This is a genomic window from Sulfitobacter sp. M85 (assembly GCF_029285915.1).
Taxonomy (GTDB): domain Bacteria; phylum Pseudomonadota; class Alphaproteobacteria; order Rhodobacterales; family Rhodobacteraceae; genus Sulfitobacter; species Sulfitobacter faviae.
Map to the genome: position 1 here is coordinate 106,424 of NZ_JABECQ010000003.1, position 14,956 is coordinate 121,379.

Below are 14,956 nucleotides of genomic sequence, written 5' to 3' on the forward strand. Positions count from 1 at the left end.
TCTGACGCTTGTTGAGATCAGTTAAGCACGACAAGCCCTAGTTGAGAACATATATTTTCCTAAGGTTTTGCCTCAGCCGTTGCCCGCGCTTTTGCCGGGGTTGCGCGGCTGCGGGCGCGTGGGGATCTCTTTCAGCAAGCCGCCCACCCCCATCGCCGCGATATCCGCGCTGGTGACGGGAATGCCGCAGACCAGCCGTGACAGCACCCAATCGGCTCCGTTGAGCGCGGGCGAACGGGCGCAGCCCGGCAGGCCGATCACGGCGCGGGTGCCAAGTTGGCCGAGAAAGAGCAGATTGCCCGGATCGACCGGCATGCCAAAGCGCGTGACCTCGCCCCCCGCCGCGCGCAGGGCGGAGGGGGCGACGTCATTGATGTCCGACGTGGCGGAGGCGGTGAGGATCAGGACCAGATCGGTCTCTGCCGCCGCAATCGCCTCGGCCAACGGGGCGCTGCGGTGGGGAACGGTTACAACATCGCGAAGGATCACATTAAGCGCCGTCAGCCGCCCCTCCACCGCGGCGCGGCCCTTGTCCCCGGCCCCGCCGGGCACGTCTGTGATGATCAGCGTGGCATCGCGCAGCAGAGGCGGCGCGAGGCGCAAGGCGCCCTCTCCCGCCGCCGCGCAGGCAGCCTCGACTGTGCTTTCAGACAGGGCGTAGGAGATGATCTTGATCGTCGCCACCATGCCGCTCTCGCCCATCTGCTGATAGGGTGGCACGGTGGCCAGCGTGATCATCGGGTCCACCGCATTGACCGCCTCAAGCGCCGCGCGGTCCATCACCACCACCCCCGGCCCATCGGCCAGCAGGTTCACCCGCCCGGTAAAGGGTTTCGACATCCGCAGCCCCGCACCGCAGAGGCTTTCGGCCAGCCGCGCGGCGCCTGCGTTCTCGTCAATATCACCGGGGTCGAGCCGGGCGACGATCACCTCTTCGATGCCTGCGCCTTCCAGTGCTGCGATATCCTCTTGGGTCAGCACGCGGCCCTTGCGCAGCCGCCCCGCCGTCACCGCGACGGAATGGGCCAGCGTCGCGCCCAAAGCCGCGCTCAAAGGGACCGGGCCAAACCTCATGGGCGGCGCAGGCTTTGGATCGTCTGGGCAAGGATCGACACGGCGATTTCAGCTGGGCTGGCCGCACCGATATCGAGGCCGACCGGCCCGTGGATACGCGCCGCCTGCTCTGCCGCCACACCTGCTTCCGCCAGCCGATCAAGCCTGCTGGCCTGCGTCCGGGTCGAGCCGAGCGCGCCGATATAGAAAGCCTCGGACACGAGCGCTACATGCAGCGCCGGATCGTCGAGTTTCGGGTCATGGGTCAGCAAGACCACGGCGGTGCGCGCATCAATACCGATCTCACGCAGGGCGACGTCGGGCCAATCGTTCACCACTTGGCAATCGGAAAAGCGGGCGGGTGAGCCGAAAGCCTCCCGCGGGTCGACGACGATCGGATCGAACCCCGCCTCCGTCGCCATGCGCACCAGATGCTGCGCAATATGCACGGCGCCCACGATCACCAGCCGCAGCGGCGGATTGTGGATGGCAATGAACCGCCCGGTTTCATCCTCCACGCCAGAGCGGTCGCGGCGAAAGCGGTCCTCATGCCCCGCCTCTGTCAGCCGACGGTCGCTGCCGTCCAACGCCACCTCATAGGCCACCGGCTTACGGGCCGCGCGCCTTGCCACCAGTTCGCGCAGCATCTTAAGGCTGAGCGCCTCCGACCCCACCGGCTCCACCAGCACCTTGATCGTGCCGCCGCAGGCCAGCCCCACGGCAAAGGCATCACCATCGCTGACGCCATATTCCAACAGCCGCGTGCGCCCGTCCTCCAGCGCTTCCAGCGCCTCGACCACCACGGCCCCTTCGACGCAGCCGCCCGAGACGGAGCCCATCATCATGCCGTCGCCCGCCACCGCCAGTTGCGCGCCTGCGCGGCGGGGGGCGGAGCCCCATGTTTCCACCACCGTGGCAAGGGCCACAGGCTGTCCGGCTTCGGCCCAGTCGAGCGCTTGTTCGGGGATCCGGTCCATCGGTTGTCCTTTCAACGTGAGGGCGCAAAGTGTGTCGCAATAGGGGCAAAGGTCAATGGCCGATCCGGCCTTCGGCTTCGCCTTGCACGCCGTGGCCTGCGGCACTACATCTAGCCCAAGCACTCACAACAGCCGGAGCCACCCCATGCCCATGCAAGCCAGCGAAATCGAAGACCTGATCCGCGCGTCCTTTCCGGATGCCAAGATCACCGTCGAAGGCAATGATGGCGTGCATATGGCGGCCATGGTCGTGGACGAAAGCTTTCGCGGCATGAACCGGGTCCAACAGCAGCGCGCCGTCTATGCGGCCCTCAAAGGGAAGATGGACGGGTCAAACGGCGAATTGCACGCGCTGGCGCTTACCACCCGGACCCCGGACTAATCATGTGGGGCTGGGTCGCTGCGGCTGTCGTGGGCGGGATCGCCGCCACCGCCTATGCCCAGCACCGCGCCCGGCGCGGCCAGCATGTGCCGCTGTCGCGGCGCCAGCCACCCCGGCCTGAGACCGGCAAGGTGCCGCTGGGGATGGAGGCGCTGGATTTGGATGCCGTGGCCCGCACCGCGCGGCGCAACGAAAGCCTAGAGCGCGGGCATACGAATTGGACCAAGAAACGGGGCGGCTTTTTCCTCGGCGGGGCCGAGGTTGAGGTCAAACCCTGGGCCGACGATGAAACCTATGCGCGGCGCTATCACGCTGCGTTCAAGAAACCAGATACGAAGGACGAATGACATGAGCGATGCCGCAAGCCAGATTAAGGAACAGATCACCGAGAATGACGTGGTTCTGTTTATGAAAGGCACGAAAGAAATGCCGCAGTGCGGCTTCTCCAGCCGCGTGGCCGGGGTGCTGAACTACATGGGCGTGAACTACAGCGACGTGAACGTGCTGGCAGATGAGAACCTGCGCCAAGGGATCAAGGATTTCTCCGACTGGCCAACCATCCCGCAGCTTTACGTCAAAGGCGAATTCGTCGGCGGCTGCGACATCATCACCGAGATGACGCTGTCGGGCGAATTGGACACCCTGTTCGACGAGAACGGCGTCGCCTTCGACAAGGAAGCCGCCGATAAGATCCGCGAAGCCAACGGCTAAGCCGGGCGCCCGCGTCAAACAAAACACCCCGGAGCGGTTTCGCGCTCCGGGGTGTTTTTGTATGTAAGGCTCGGGCGGTGCCTCAGTCTTCGATGGCCGAGATCATATCCACCCGGCGCCCATGGCGCCCGCCTTCGAATTCGGTATCAAGGAAGGCATCCACGATCTCAAGCGCCAGACCACCGCCGATCACCCGCGCGCCCATCGACAGCATATTCGCGTCATTATGCGCTCGGATCATCTTGGCCGAGAAGGTATCGCTGCAAACGCCGCAGCGGATGCCTTTGACCTTGTTGGCGGCCATCATGATGCCCTGCCCCGTGCCGCAGATCAAAATGCCCAGATCGAATTCCCCCGCCGCGATGCGCCGTGCGGCGGCTTCGCCATGTTTGGGGTAATCTGTGCTTTCCGCCGTGGCGGGACCGATGTCTTCAACCGTGAACCCGCGTTCGGCCACATGGCGCGCGATGTCTTGGCGCAGGGCGATGTCGGCGTGGTCACTTGAGACGATGATGCGGGGTTTGGTGGTCATCTGAGGGCGTCCTGATTTTGCGTCATGGAGTGTCGCGCCGTAGGGGCGCGTTTGGTGGTCGCCCCGTAGGGGCGCGTTTGGTGGTCGCGCCGAAAGGGGCACTTTTCGCGCCCCCCAGAGCATATTGCAGCCCGCGCCGCAATCCCGCGCCGTTAGTCCTGAGGCAAACAGTCGCTATAAATCGGGGTCACCCCGTCGCCCGCCCCTGCCCGCCAAGCCAGCGAAGCACGGCCCTGATGCTCCCACCACTCATAGCCCGCACCGTCCGAAGGCCAGCCATAGCGCGCGCCAGAGGCGGATGGCAGGCGGCGCAACTGGATCAACCGCCCCTCGACATAGAGCACCGCCACGCCCGGATCGGCACCGGGCACATAGACCACCGGCACCGAAACGCCGCGCTCACAAATGTAGGTAACGGCGGAGGTTTCGGCGCCCGCAGGCGCGGCCCAGAGCAGCGCGCAAAGGGCTGCCCTGAGAACCCGGCTCATTTGCCCGCCTTCTCCTCAATCTCGGCGGCCAGCGCCTCGGCCCGGGCGGCGATTTCGGCAAGGGTGTCTTTCACCCCCTGCGGCACCACCGGCACTTCGATCCGCTCAGGCTCGACCTTGACGTTGCGCAGGCTGGTGAGTTCGGCCTCACGTTCGGCCAGTTCCGCGCGCAGCTCTGCGATGCGATCCTCGACGCTGGCGGTCTTGTCGGCCAAAAGCAGGCCCGCCATCAGCAACATCCGCGCCTCGGGCATGCGGCCCACCTGATCGCTCAGCACGCGGGCTTCGTCGTCCAGCATCTTGGCGGCGGATTGCAGATAGCTTTCTTCACCTTCCTGACAGGCGACTTCGAAATGGCGGCCGCCAATGGTGATCCGTACCTCGGGCATCAGTCGGCCCCTCCTGACTTGGGTTCTTCTTCGGCGCCGTCGTCTTGCGCAGCGCTCTCAGGCGCGGGCGCTTCGGCTTTGGCCTCTGCCCCCGTTTCATCCGCAGCTTCAACTTCCGGCTCGCCCTCTTCGACCAAGGGGGCCAGCGCGGTCAATACCGCGTCGATCTCAGCCATCTCGATCGCGCGGGTGGCGCGCAGGCTCTCCAACTCTGCAATCACGGCGGTGTCGATCAGCTTGGGATCGGCCAGCCCCTCCGCATTGGCCAGCCGCAACTGCTCACAAGCCGCCGACAGCTGCTCATTCGCCTGACGCAGACGCTGCACGTCCATATCAAGCTGGGTCACCCGGTCGTTGTTGAAGTCCATCTGCGCGCGCAGGTCGTTCAATTCGTCCTGATGGCTTTCCTTCAGCGTCTTGACCCGGTCGGTCAGCTGAGCGTTGGCTTGCCGCTCCTCTTCCAAGGCCTGCACGATATCTTCATCCGGCTTTGCGGGCGCGGCGCTCAGCCGGTCCACCCCCTTGGCCATCTGGTCCATCGCGGCCGTGATGCGGCGCTGATAGTCTTCAAGTTCACTCATCCGCATGAATTCTCCTCACTCGTCCTGCTCTCCCGGCGGCGTTTTCGCCTGCCGTGCCCCGGGCTGCGCCCTGTTGCGGCGGCCCGTCCCGCAGATAGCGCGCGCCCCGCCCAATGTCACGCGCGCGAATCGCCCGTATCAGCCGGTTTTCGCAATCCTAGCCAAAGCGCGCTCAAATTGCGCCCCCCTTTCGTTTCAGCGACTTGAGCCGCCAAGTTCACTCTCGCCCCCGCTACGGGCCGCCCCGGACCCGCCCGCGCACCCCAGTTGTGCTTGAACTTTGCCCCATCGCTGGTATGCACGAGCGCAATCTGCCACAGCCCCAAAGGAAGCCCCCGTGGATCTGACAGCCCTCGCAAGCGCAAACCCCGACCACTGGTCCAAGGCCACCGCCATTCGCGCGCTGACCCTCGATGCCGTGGCCGCCGCCAATTCCGGCCACTCCGGCATGCCGATGGGCATGGCCGATGTGGCCACCGTCCTTTTCGAAAAGCACCTGAAGTTCGACGCGTCCAACCCGCTTTGGCCCGACCGCGACCGCTTCATCCTGTCGGCGGGCCACGGCTCCATGCTGCTTTATTCGCTGCTGCACCTGACGGGCTATGAGCAATTCCCCATCGAAGAGTTGAAGAACTTCCGCCAAATGGGCGCGCGCACCGCGGGCCACCCGGAGAACTTCCTCGCCGATGCGATTGAGACCACCACCGGCCCGCTGGGCCAAGGCATCGCCAACTCCGTCGGTTTCGCCATGGCCGAAGAGATGCTGCGCGCGCAATACGGTGCGAAGGTCGTGGACCATTACACCTATGTCATCGCTGGCGACGGCTGCCTGATGGAAGGCGTGAGCCAAGAGGCAATCACGCTGGCCGGCCGTCACAAGCTGAGCAAGCTCATCGTGATGTGGGACAACAACAACATCACCATCGACGGCCCCGTCACCCTGTCAGACACCACCGATCAGGTCACCCGCTTCAAGGCCGCCGGCTGGCATGTGATTGAGATCGACGGCCACAACCCCGATGAGATCGACGCGGCCTTGACCGAGGCGAAAGCCTCTGACCTGCCCACGATGATTGCCTGCAAAACCCATATCGCGCTCGGCCACGCCGCGCAGGACACCTCGAAAGGCCACGGCGCGCTGACCGACGCCGACCAGATGGCCGAAGCCAAAGCCGCCTATGGCTGGACCACCGGCCCCTTCGAAGTGCCCGCGGACGTGAAATCCGCTTGGGAAGAGATCGGCAAACGCGGCGCCGATGCCCGCCGCGACTGGGAAGAGCGTTTCGACAAACTGCCCCGCGCCAAGCGCGAGACCTTTAATCGTGCCCTCGCCCTCGACGCGCCGAAAAAGATGAGCGCGACGGTCAAGGCCTTCAAAAAGCAGATCACCGAAGGCGCGCCCAAGATGGCGACCCGCGCGGCAAGCGAGAAAGCCCTCGAAGTGCTGAACCCGATCCTGCCGGAAACCGTTGGCGGCTCGGCGGACCTGACCGGTTCGAACAACACCAAGACCAGCGATCTTGGCATCTTCGACACCGACAACCGCGGCGGGCGCTATGTCTACTGGGGCATTCGCGAACACGGCATGGCGGCGGCGATGAACGGCATGGCGCTGCACGGCGGCCTGCGCCCCTATGGCGGCACCTTCATGTGTTTCACCGACTATGCGCGCCCCGCGATGCGTCTGGCGGCCCTGATGCAAATCCCCACGGCCTTCGTCATGACCCATGACAGCATCGGCCTTGGCGAAGATGGCCCGACCCACCAGCCGATCGAGCATCTGGCGATCAGCCGTGCCACGCCCAACACCTACGTCTTCCGCCCCGCCGACGCGGTGGAAACGGCAGAGGCTTGGGAGCTCGCCTTTACCACGAAAACCACGCCGTCGGTTCTGTCGCTGACCCGTCAGGGCCTGCCCACCGTGCGCCTGGAGCACAAAAACAACAACCTCACCGAAAAAGGCGCCTATGTGCTGGCTGATGCCGAGGGCAAACGTCAGGTGATCCTGATTGCCACCGGCTCTGAGGTGCATGTCGCATTGGCCGCGCGCGAGCTGCTCCAAGCCGAAGGCATCGGCACCCGCGTCGTCTCCATGCCTTGCATGGAACTCTTCGCCGCGCAGGACGAAGCCTACCGCAAGCGCGTGCTGCCCGGTGGCGCCGTGCGCGTCGGGATCGAGGCCGGTGCCCGTCAGGGATGGGATCAGTGGCTCTTTGGTGAGCGCGGCAAATACGGCAAAGCCGATTTCGTTGGCATGGACCGTTTCGGCGCCTCTGCCCCGGCGGAAGAACTCTTCGAGCGCTTCGGATTCACCGCAGAGAACGTGGCAGAGAAGGCCAAAGCGCTGCTCTGATCTGCGGGTCATACAATACCAAAAGGGGGCGACGGTTCATCCGTCGCCCCCTTTTTCCTTTGCGAGATAAGGTCGCTCTTAAACGGCAGCCTTATGAAACACCTTACGCCAGATCGGCGTCACGATCTTTTCCCCGATTGGGATCAGAACAAGACCAAGCGCCAGACCAAAGACCCCGTCAAACCCTGCCGTGGTGATCCATTCGACGGCCCCTTGGAACTGCGCCGGCACTGCATGACCAACGGTCACGGCGATGTCATGAATCCATTTGTAAGGTGCGGCATAACCCATCTGCTCCAACCCGTGGATGATAATCGACCCACCGACCCAAAGCATGGCCGCGGTCCCGACAATGGTCAGCAGCTTCAGGAACCCCGGCATCCCGCGGACCAGACCGCGGCCCAAGCTCCGCGTCAGGCCAAACCGCCCCCGGTTCGCCATTACAAGCCCCACATCATCCATTTTGACGATCAAGGCGACAGCGCCATAGACCGCCACGGTGATCATAATCGCCACCGCCGCAAGCGTCGCCGCCTCCATCCAAAAGTTGCTTTCGGGGATCGCAGAAAGGGCAATGGTCATGATCTCCGCCGACAGGATAAAGTCAGTCTTGATCGCGCCTGCGGCCTTCTTCTCCTCCAGCTGCGCAGGGTCTTCGACCACCTTCTCCTTATCGGGATAATCCTCATGCCCATGCCCCCAACCAAGCGCATGGGCGACCTTCTCGGCCCCCTCGAAACACAGGTAGGCCCCGCCCAGCATCAAAAGCGGCGGGATCGCCCATGGCGCAAAATTCGCCAAAAGCAGACCCACGGGCAGCAAATAGACCAGCTTATTGCGCAACGACCCCTTGGTGATCCGCCAGATCACCGGCAATTCACGCTCGGCCTTGAACCCATGCAGATATTTCGGCGTCACGGCGGCATCGTCGATCACCGCGCCCGCCGCTTTAGAGCCCGCCTTGGCCGCCTGCCCGATCACGTCATCCACGCTCGCTGCTGCAACCTTGGCGATCGCCGCCACGTCATCCACAAGTGCCAGTAAACCGCTCATTCCATGCCCCTTTTTGCGTGCTGCATCCGAAGTAGCATGTGCAGCCCATCTGGCAAGTCCGAAGCCGTTGCGACCTTTACCGCTAACATGCAAGTTTAACGCTAACATATGGAAATCATTTGGTTTTGCCCCTTTCCCCTGACCGCCCCTGCCGGATATAGAACCCGCGACCCCGACATACGGCCCCCCACCCGCGCGGCCCGAGACAAGGAATGCACCATGACCATCAAAGTTGGCATCAACGGATTTGGCCGCATCGGCCGCTGCACGCTCAGCCATATCGCGGCCTCGGGACGCGATGATATCGAAGTGATCAAGGTCAACGCCACCGGCCCGCTCAGCACCGCGGCGCATCTCATCAAATACGATTCCGTCCATGGCCGTTTCCCGGGCGAGGTTCAGATCGACGACGGCTACATGAACCTCGGCCAAAACGACATCGAGATGATGTCGACCTACAACCTTGAAGAGCTCGACTGGTCCGGCTGCGACGTGGTGCTGGAATGCACCGGCAAGTTCAACGACGGCAACAAAGCAAATGTGCACCTCGAAAATGGCGCCAAACGCGTGCTCCTCTCGGCGCCAGGCAAGAACGTCGACAAGACCATCGTCTACGGCGTCAACGACGACCAGCTCGAAGTCTCCGACCGGATGATCTCCAACGGGTCCTGCACCACCAACTGCCTCGCGCCGCTGGCCAAGGTGATGCACGAAGCCGTGGGCATCGAAAGCGGTCTGATGACCACGATCCACAGCTACACTGGCGACCAGCCGACGCTCGACCGCCGCCACAACGACCTCTACCGCGCCCGCGCCGCCGCCATGGCGCTGATCCCCACCTCCACCGGCGCCGCCAAGGCCCTGGGCGAAGTGCTGCCGGCGCTGAAGGGCAAACTCGACGGCACCGCCATGCGCGTGCCCACCCCCAATGTCTCCGCTGTCGACCTCACCTTCCAGGCCAGCCGCGACGTGACGGTGGAGGAAATCAACGCCGCCGCCCGCGCCGCCGCCGATGGCCCGATGAAACGCGTGCTGGCCTACGACCCCGAGCAGAAGGTCAGCATCGACTTCAACCATACCGAAGAAAGCTGCATCTTCGCCCCCGACCAGACCATCGTCGTCGCAGGCCGCACGGTGCGCGTGCTGGGGTGGTACGATAACGAATGGGCCTTCTCGGTGCGCATGGCCGATGTGGCCGTGGCCATGGGCCAGTTGGGCTAAGGCTTGCACGGCGGGGACGTGCCTGTAATATCAGGCCATCCCCGCCCGGAGCCACACCATGACCAATCCCATCGCCATTGTGCTGGCCCTCGTCATTGCCGGGGCGATGATGATTGACCTCTACGTCTATGGCGCGGACCATATGGTCTATCTCGGCAAAAAGCTCTTTGAGCTGATAGAATGGATGGCCTTCTGGCGGTAACCGCTCAGCTCTCCAAGCTCGACCTTACGCCAACCAAAAAAGGCGCGGCCACCAACCAAGCGCCACGCCCCTCCCCCTTCATCCTTTTAAAAATACCTCGCAGAACCGCGCCCCACACGGCCCACTCGCCACTCCAAACGCTACTTCTGCGAAAACCGCTCAATCAGCACCTTATTCACAGCCGGCGTCACGAATTTACTGACATCCCCATCCAACCGCGCGATCTCTTTCACCAATTTGCTGGCAATCGCCTGATGGGTGGCCTCGGCCATCAAGAAGACCGTTTCGATGGAATCGTCTAGCTGCCGGTTCATGCCGACCATCTGGAACTCATATTCGAAATCGGACACGGCGCGCAGGCCGCGCACGATGGTCTGGGCGCCGACATCGCGGGCGCAGTCGATCAGCAGGTTCTCGAAAGGATGCACCACGATCTCGACGCCGGTCTCCTCGGCAAGTTGCGCGCATTCCGCTTCGATCAAGGCGACCCGTTCTTCGAGGGTGAACAACGGCCCCTTATCGCGGTTGATGGCCACGCCGATCACCAGCCGGTCGACCATACGGGCCGCGCGGCGGATGATGTCGATATGCCCCAGCGTGATCGGGTCGAACGTACCGGGGTAAAGGGCTATGCGCATGTAATTGTCCTGCGTATCTGCTGCGTTGCGGCACAGCCAATCATTTCACCGCCCCAAGCGCAAGTCGGTTAGCGGTAGCATTGCCCCGCCGTCAGTCGGCAGGGGTCACAGTTCAACGGCCGCTTCAGTGGCCCATGATCATGCCTTCAAGAGCCTGTTTCTCCATCGACAGCTCTTGCAATTGTGCTTTGACCACATCGCCGAGGGAGATCAGCCCCACCAGCTCTCCGTCCTCAAGCACGGGCATATGGCGGAAGCGACCATCGGTCATCTTTTGCAGCACCGCATCGGACCGGTCGTCGCGGCTACAGGTCACCAATTTGCGGGTCATGAGGGTTTCGGCCGCCTGCTCCAGACAGCCCGCGCCTGCGCGGCCCAGCTCGCGCACGATGTCCCGCTCGGACAGGATCCCATCAGGCGTCTTGCCATCGGCCGAAATCACCAGCGTCCCGATCCGTTTCTCGGCCAGCATCGCCGCCGCCTCGGAGATCGCCAATCCGGGTTTGGCCGTCACCACCTTGTCATCGGGCTTGGTCTTGAGAATCTGCGATACGAGCATCTGGCGCCTCCTTGGGTACAGGGCAAAGTCACCTCCAGCGTCACCGCGAAATCCTTTTCTGTCAAGCTTTTGGCGCAGCCCGGCCCGAGGCCAGCGCCTCCAGCCGCGCGGTCTCGGCCCGCAATCCGGTGGCCAGCGCTTCGGCAAAGGCCGCCAACCGGGCATTGCGGCGGTCATCTGCGTGGCGGATCAGATAGAAGGCGCGTTTGAGGCTCACGGCATCGGTGAGGATGCGCCGCACCCCCTGCGTCGCGGCAAGCGAGAAGTCATGCGCGACCCCAATCCCCCCGCCCTGCTGGATCATCCGCACCTGCACGGAGACGGAATTCGACGCCAGCGCCACCCGGCTGATGCCAAGGTCCGCAAGGTAGTCCAACTCACGGTCAAAGATCATATCGGGGATATAGCCGACCATCCGGTGCCCTTGCAGATCGCCCACGGCGGTCACCTCAGGATGCTGCGCCAGATAGCTTTCCGCGGCGGCGAGATGGAGGTGGTAGTCCGTCACTTTTTGCACCACCAGCCGCCCCGCCGTGGGCGCACTCACCCCGATGGCCATATCCGCCTCGCGCCGGGACAGGTTGAAAACGCGCGGCAATGCGATGATCTGCACGTCCAGATCGGGGTTCTTCGCGGCAATCGCCGCACAGACCTGCGGTAGCAGATAGTTCGCCGCCCCATCGGGCGCGCCGACACGGATCTGCCCCGAAAGCTGATCGCTTTGCACCTGCACCCCGGCGGTGGCCGCGCGCATCGCCTGTTCGGCCCGCTCTGCCCGCTGCATGAGGTCTCGCCCCGCTTCGGTCAGCATATAGCCCTGCGGCGATTTCACGAAGAGGACGGTCTGCAACGCCTTTTCCAACCGTGCCATACGGCGGCCCAGCGTTGCGGGGTCGAGCCGCAGCAGTTTGCCCGCGCCAGACAGGCTTTCCTCTCGTGCGACGGCCAGAAACAGCCGCAGGTCATCCCAATTCTGATCCATCTACCTGCCCTCCTACGCTTTGCAAAAATGCAAGACGGTTTTGCCATCCTTCCTCTGTTCCGGTTCTTTTTGCAAGGCTATCGTGCCGCCAACCATAGAGGAGACCGATCATGCAAGAGATGACCCATTACCTGAACGGCGAACACGTTAAGGGCACCTCCGGGCGCTTTGCCGACGTGATGAACCCCGCCACCGGCGAGGTGCAGGCCAAGGTGCCGCTGGCCAATGGCGAAGAACTGAACAAGGCCGTGGAATACGCCTTGGCTGCACAGCCGAAATGGGCCGCCACCAACCCGCAGCGCCGCGCCCGCGTGCTGATGAAATTCGTGGCCCTGCTGAACCGCGACATGGACAAGCTGGCCGAAGCGCTGAGCCGCGAGCACGGCAAGACCCTGCCCGACGCCGCCGGCGACGTGCAGCGTGGTCTCGAAGTGGTGGAATACTGCATTGGCGCGCCGGAACTGCTGAAGGGCGACTTCACCGACAGCGCAGGCCCCGGCATCGACATGTACTCCATGCGCCAGCCGCTGGGTGTCACCGCGGGCATCACGCCCTTCAACTTCCCGGCCATGATCCCGATGTGGATGTTCGCGCCCGCCATCGCCTGCGGCAACGCATTCATCCTGAAACCGTCCGAGCGTGACCCCTCCGTGCCGCTGATGCTGGCCGAACTGCTGGAAGAAGCCGGTCTGCCCAAGGGCATCATCCAGGTCGTGAATGGCGACAAAGAAGCGGTCGACGCGATCCTGCAACACGACGTGATCCAGTCCATCGGCTTCGTCGGCTCCACGCCGATCGCCGAGTACATCTATGCCACCGGCTGCGCCAACGGCAAACGCGTGCAGTGCTTCGGCGGTGCCAAGAACCACATGATCATCATGCCCGACGCAGACCTCGACCAGGCCGCCGACGCGCTTGTGGGTGCGGGCTACGGTGCTGCGGGCGAACGCTGCATGGCGATCTCGGTCGCCGTGCCGGTGGGCGAGGAAACCGCCGACCGTCTAATCGAGAAGCTGGTGCCGCGAATCGAGAAGCTGAAAGTCGGCCCCTATACCGCGGGCAATGACGTGGACTACGGCCCCGTGGTCACCGCCGCCGCCAAGGCCAATATCGAGCGTCTGGTCCAGACCGGCATCGATCAGGGCGCGGAACTGGTCGTCGATGGGCGCGATTTCAAACTTCAGGGCTACGAGAACGGCTATTTCGTCGGCCCGCACCTGTTTGACCGCGCGACCAAGGACATGGACATTTACCAGCAGGAAATCTTCGGCCCCGTGCTGACCTGCGTCCGCACCAAGGACTACGAAGAAGCGCTTGGCCTTGCGATGGACCATGAATACGGCAATGGCACGGCGATCTTTACCCGTGACGGCGACGCGGCGCGCGACTTCGCCAACCGCATCAACATCGGCATGGTCGGCGTGAACGTGCCGATCCCGGTGCCGCTGGCCTACCACACCTTCGGCGGCTGGAAGAAATCCGTCTTCGGCGATTTGAACCAGCACGGCCCGGATGCGTTCAAGTTCTACACCCGCACCAAGACCGTGACGGCCCGCTGGCCGTCGGGCATCAAGGAGGGTGGCGAGTTCTCCATCCCGGTGATGGAGTAAATCATCACGCCGGCTGCCCCCGGGCAGTCGGCCTCAAAGAACGAGGCCAGCGCCATGCAAAAAGAATTCACCATCGGAATCGAAGAAGAATATCTTCTGGTCGACAAGGATTCACTGGCGCTGGCTGACACCCCCGAAGGGCTGATGGAGGATTGCCGCAAAGACCTTGGCGATCAGGTCAGCCCCGAGATGCTGCTCTGTCAGATCGAGATTGGCAGCAAACCCTGCGCCACTGTGGCCGAGGCCCGCGACGATCTGCGCCACCTGCGCAGCACCATCGCCAAACATGCCGCCAAACACAACCTCGCCCCCATCGCCGTGTCCTGCCATCCGTTTTCGGACTGGAAGAACCAAGAGATCACCCACAAGGAACGCTACGCCAAGATCGAGAACGAGTTGGAAAACGTCGCCCGCCGCATGCTGAGCTGCGGGATGCATGTCCATGTGGGGATCGAGGGCGACGACCTGCGCATCGATCTGATGCCGCAGTTCTCCTATTTCCTGCCGCATCTGCTGGCGCTCTCGGCCTCTTCGCCCTATTGGCAGGGCGAAGACACCGGGCTGGCCTCCTACCGACTTGCGGTGATGGAAAGCATGCCGCGCACCGGCCTGCCGCCTCTGCTCCATAGCTGGGGGGAATATGAACGCAGCACGCAGGCGTTGATCGACCTCGACATCATCCCCGACCAGTCGAAAATCTGGTGGGACCTGCGCCCTTCGACCCATTACCCAACGCTAGAAAGCCGTATCTGCGACGTCCAACCGCGCCTGTCACATGCGCTTGGGCTGGCGGGGCTGACGCAATCCATCGCCCGCTTCCTGCTGCGCCTGCGCGACAGCAACCTGCGCTGGCGTGAGTATGACCGTTTCCTGATCGAGGAAAACCGCTGGCGCGCGCAGCGCTACGGCGTGAACGAGACGCTGATCGACTTCGGCGGGCCGACCCTCAAACCCTTCGATCAGATTTTCGAAGAGATCATCGGCATGATCGCCGAGGATGCCGAAGCGCTCGGGTGTCTAGATGAGGTCTGCGCCCTGCGTGATGTGGTGAAAGAGGGCACCTCTGCCGACCGCCAGCGCAAAGTCTGGACCGACGCGCCCGAGGGCAAAGGCGGCGAAGCGGTCGTGCGCCAATTGATAGAGGAATACCACGCCGATCTGTGACGCTTGTTGCGGCTCCTTTCGGCTGATAGAATTAAACAAGTGTTCAGTTCCAAGGACACAT

18 protein-coding genes are annotated in these 14,956 nt (G+C 63.5%); 8 read left to right on the forward strand and 10 right to left on the reverse strand.

Features of this window, described 5'->3' with window-relative positions:
• Positions 1-72: 72 nt before the first annotated feature.
• Together HKX24_RS06710 and HKX24_RS06715 are read right to left on the reverse strand one after the other, a co-directional pair.
• Positions 73-1,074 (reverse strand): molybdopterin-binding protein, encoded by a 1,002-nt coding sequence (locus HKX24_RS06710; protein WP_271691484.1) that lies wholly within the window; start codon positions 1,072-1,074, stop codon positions 73-75.
• On the reverse strand, positions 1,071-2,030 hold the full coding sequence (locus tag HKX24_RS06715) for an XdhC family protein (protein WP_271691485.1): 960 nt from the start codon (positions 2,028-2,030) through the stop codon (positions 1,071-1,073). The genes HKX24_RS06710 and HKX24_RS06715 overlap by 4 nt, the downstream gene beginning before the upstream one ends.
• 145 nt (positions 2,031-2,175) lie before the next feature.
• Between HKX24_RS06715 and HKX24_RS06720 the strand changes: the two genes are divergently transcribed.
• The 3 genes from HKX24_RS06720 to grxD are packed head-to-tail and all read left to right on the forward strand — an operon-like array spanning position 2,176 to position 3,123.
• The gene (locus HKX24_RS06720) at positions 2,176-2,412 is read left to right on the forward strand and encodes a BolA/IbaG family iron-sulfur metabolism protein (RefSeq protein WP_067268222.1); all 237 of its coding nucleotides are present in this window, start codon (positions 2,176-2,178) and stop codon (positions 2,410-2,412) included.
• A gap of 2 nt (positions 2,413-2,414) precedes the next feature.
• Entirely contained in the window at positions 2,415-2,759 is a 345-nt protein-coding gene (locus HKX24_RS06725; protein ID WP_271691486.1) for a hypothetical protein, read from the forward strand.
• A 1-nt stretch (position 2,760) separates the two neighbouring features.
• Positions 2,761-3,123: a Grx4 family monothiol glutaredoxin gene (gene grxD / locus HKX24_RS06730; RefSeq protein WP_209217636.1), complete on the forward strand. Its 363-nt coding sequence runs from the start codon at positions 2,761-2,763 to the stop codon at positions 3,121-3,123.
• A gap of 82 nt (positions 3,124-3,205) precedes the next feature.
• Here the strand turns inward: grxD and rpiB are convergent, their stop codons facing one another.
• The 4 genes from rpiB to HKX24_RS06750 form a co-directional block, all read right to left on the reverse strand.
• The gene (rpiB, locus tag HKX24_RS06735) at positions 3,206-3,655 is read right to left on the reverse strand and encodes a ribose 5-phosphate isomerase B (protein WP_271691487.1); all 450 of its coding nucleotides are present in this window, start codon (positions 3,653-3,655) and stop codon (positions 3,206-3,208) included.
• A gap of 152 nt (positions 3,656-3,807) precedes the next feature.
• Positions 3,808-4,143 (reverse strand): MliC family protein, encoded by a 336-nt coding sequence (locus HKX24_RS06740; protein ID WP_271691489.1) that lies wholly within the window; start codon positions 4,141-4,143, stop codon positions 3,808-3,810.
• Entirely contained in the window at positions 4,140-4,532 is a 393-nt protein-coding gene (locus tag HKX24_RS06745; RefSeq protein WP_168613525.1) for a cell division protein ZapA, read from the reverse strand. The genes HKX24_RS06740 and HKX24_RS06745 overlap by 4 nt, the downstream gene beginning before the upstream one ends.
• Positions 4,532-5,113 (reverse strand): hypothetical protein, encoded by a 582-nt coding sequence (locus tag HKX24_RS06750; RefSeq protein WP_276153893.1) that lies wholly within the window; start codon positions 5,111-5,113, stop codon positions 4,532-4,534. Before HKX24_RS06750 ends, HKX24_RS06745 begins: the two co-directional genes overlap by 1 nt.
• Positions 5,114-5,450: 337 nt before the next feature.
• Here HKX24_RS06750 and tkt point away from each other — a divergent pair, with 337 nt between their 5' ends.
• Entirely contained in the window at positions 5,451-7,466 is a 2,016-nt protein-coding gene (gene tkt, locus HKX24_RS06755; protein WP_271691492.1) for a transketolase, read from the forward strand.
• A 78-nt stretch (positions 7,467-7,544) separates the two neighbouring features.
• Here the strand turns inward: tkt and HKX24_RS06760 are convergent, their stop codons facing one another.
• A complete protein-coding gene (locus HKX24_RS06760; RefSeq protein ID WP_271691493.1) occupies positions 7,545-8,519 on the reverse strand; it encodes a DUF808 domain-containing protein in 975 nt (324 codons plus the stop codon).
• A gap of 219 nt (positions 8,520-8,738) precedes the next feature.
• Here HKX24_RS06760 and gap point away from each other — a divergent pair, with 219 nt between their 5' ends.
• Both gap and HKX24_RS06770 read left to right on the forward strand, forming a co-directional pair.
• Complete coding sequence (gap, locus tag HKX24_RS06765) at positions 8,739-9,740, forward strand: type I glyceraldehyde-3-phosphate dehydrogenase (protein ID WP_271691494.1); 1,002 nt, start codon at positions 8,739-8,741, stop codon at positions 9,738-9,740.
• Positions 9,741-9,798: 58 nt separating this feature from the next.
• Entirely contained in the window at positions 9,799-9,942 is a 144-nt protein-coding gene (locus HKX24_RS06770; RefSeq protein WP_271691496.1) for a hypothetical protein, read from the forward strand.
• A gap of 140 nt (positions 9,943-10,082) precedes the next feature.
• Here HKX24_RS06770 and coaD read toward each other — a convergent pair whose 3' ends face one another.
• From coaD to HKX24_RS06785, 3 genes are all read right to left on the reverse strand, one after another.
• Positions 10,083-10,580: a pantetheine-phosphate adenylyltransferase gene (gene coaD / locus HKX24_RS06775; protein WP_168613531.1), complete on the reverse strand. Its 498-nt coding sequence runs from the start codon at positions 10,578-10,580 to the stop codon at positions 10,083-10,085.
• Between the two features lie 124 nt (positions 10,581-10,704).
• The gene (locus HKX24_RS06780; RefSeq protein ID WP_067265447.1) at positions 10,705-11,139 is read right to left on the reverse strand and encodes a CBS domain-containing protein; all 435 of its coding nucleotides are present in this window, start codon (positions 11,137-11,139) and stop codon (positions 10,705-10,707) included.
• A gap of 61 nt (positions 11,140-11,200) precedes the next feature.
• Positions 11,201-12,121: a LysR family transcriptional regulator gene (locus tag HKX24_RS06785; protein ID WP_067265445.1), complete on the reverse strand. Its 921-nt coding sequence runs from the start codon at positions 12,119-12,121 to the stop codon at positions 11,201-11,203.
• Positions 12,122-12,231: 110 nt separating this feature from the next.
• Between HKX24_RS06785 and HKX24_RS06790 the strand changes: the two genes are divergently transcribed.
• The gene (locus HKX24_RS06790) at positions 12,232-13,731 is read left to right on the forward strand and encodes a CoA-acylating methylmalonate-semialdehyde dehydrogenase (RefSeq protein WP_271691499.1); all 1,500 of its coding nucleotides are present in this window, start codon (positions 12,232-12,234) and stop codon (positions 13,729-13,731) included.
• Between the two features lie 54 nt (positions 13,732-13,785).
• Entirely contained in the window at positions 13,786-14,895 is a 1,110-nt protein-coding gene (locus tag HKX24_RS06795; protein ID WP_276153894.1) for a carboxylate-amine ligase, read from the forward strand.
• Positions 14,896-14,956 lie beyond the last annotated feature (61 nt).

Bases quoted from the DNA above. Each gene is read 5' to 3' on its own strand.
- HKX24_RS06710 (WP_271691484.1), bottom strand. From the start codon at position 1,074: ATGAGGTTTGGCCCGGTCCCTTTGAGCGCGGCTTTGGGCGCGACGCTG.
- HKX24_RS06715 (WP_271691485.1), bottom strand. From the start codon at position 2,030: ATGGACCGGATCCCCGAACAAGCGCTCGACTGGGCCGAAGCCGGACAG.
- HKX24_RS06720 (WP_067268222.1), top strand. From the start codon at position 2,176: ATGCCCATGCAAGCCAGCGAAATCGAAGACCTGATCCGCGCGTCCTTT.
- HKX24_RS06725 (WP_271691486.1), top strand. From the start codon at position 2,415: ATGTGGGGCTGGGTCGCTGCGGCTGTCGTGGGCGGGATCGCCGCCACC.
- grxD (WP_209217636.1), top strand. From the start codon at position 2,761: ATGAGCGATGCCGCAAGCCAGATTAAGGAACAGATCACCGAGAATGAC.
- rpiB (WP_271691487.1), bottom strand. From the start codon at position 3,655: ATGACCACCAAACCCCGCATCATCGTCTCAAGTGACCACGCCGACATC.
- HKX24_RS06740 (WP_271691489.1), bottom strand. From the start codon at position 4,143: ATGAGCCGGGTTCTCAGGGCAGCCCTTTGCGCGCTGCTCTGGGCCGCG.
- HKX24_RS06745 (WP_168613525.1), bottom strand. From the start codon at position 4,532: ATGCCCGAGGTACGGATCACCATTGGCGGCCGCCATTTCGAAGTCGCC.
- HKX24_RS06750 (WP_276153893.1), bottom strand. From the start codon at position 5,113: ATGAGTGAACTTGAAGACTATCAGCGCCGCATCACGGCCGCGATGGAC.
- HKX24_RS06760 (WP_271691493.1), bottom strand. From the start codon at position 8,519: ATGAGCGGTTTACTGGCACTTGTGGATGACGTGGCGGCGATCGCCAAG.
- gap (WP_271691494.1), top strand. From the start codon at position 8,739: ATGACCATCAAAGTTGGCATCAACGGATTTGGCCGCATCGGCCGCTGC.
- HKX24_RS06770 (WP_271691496.1), top strand. From the start codon at position 9,799: ATGACCAATCCCATCGCCATTGTGCTGGCCCTCGTCATTGCCGGGGCG.
- coaD (WP_168613531.1), bottom strand. From the start codon at position 10,580: ATGCGCATAGCCCTTTACCCCGGTACGTTCGACCCGATCACGCTGGGG.
- HKX24_RS06780 (WP_067265447.1), bottom strand. From the start codon at position 11,139: ATGCTCGTATCGCAGATTCTCAAGACCAAGCCCGATGACAAGGTGGTG.
- HKX24_RS06785 (WP_067265445.1), bottom strand. From the start codon at position 12,121: ATGGATCAGAATTGGGATGACCTGCGGCTGTTTCTGGCCGTCGCACGA.
- HKX24_RS06790 (WP_271691499.1), top strand. From the start codon at position 12,232: ATGCAAGAGATGACCCATTACCTGAACGGCGAACACGTTAAGGGCACC.
- HKX24_RS06795 (WP_276153894.1), top strand. From the start codon at position 13,786: ATGCAAAAAGAATTCACCATCGGAATCGAAGAAGAATATCTTCTGGTC.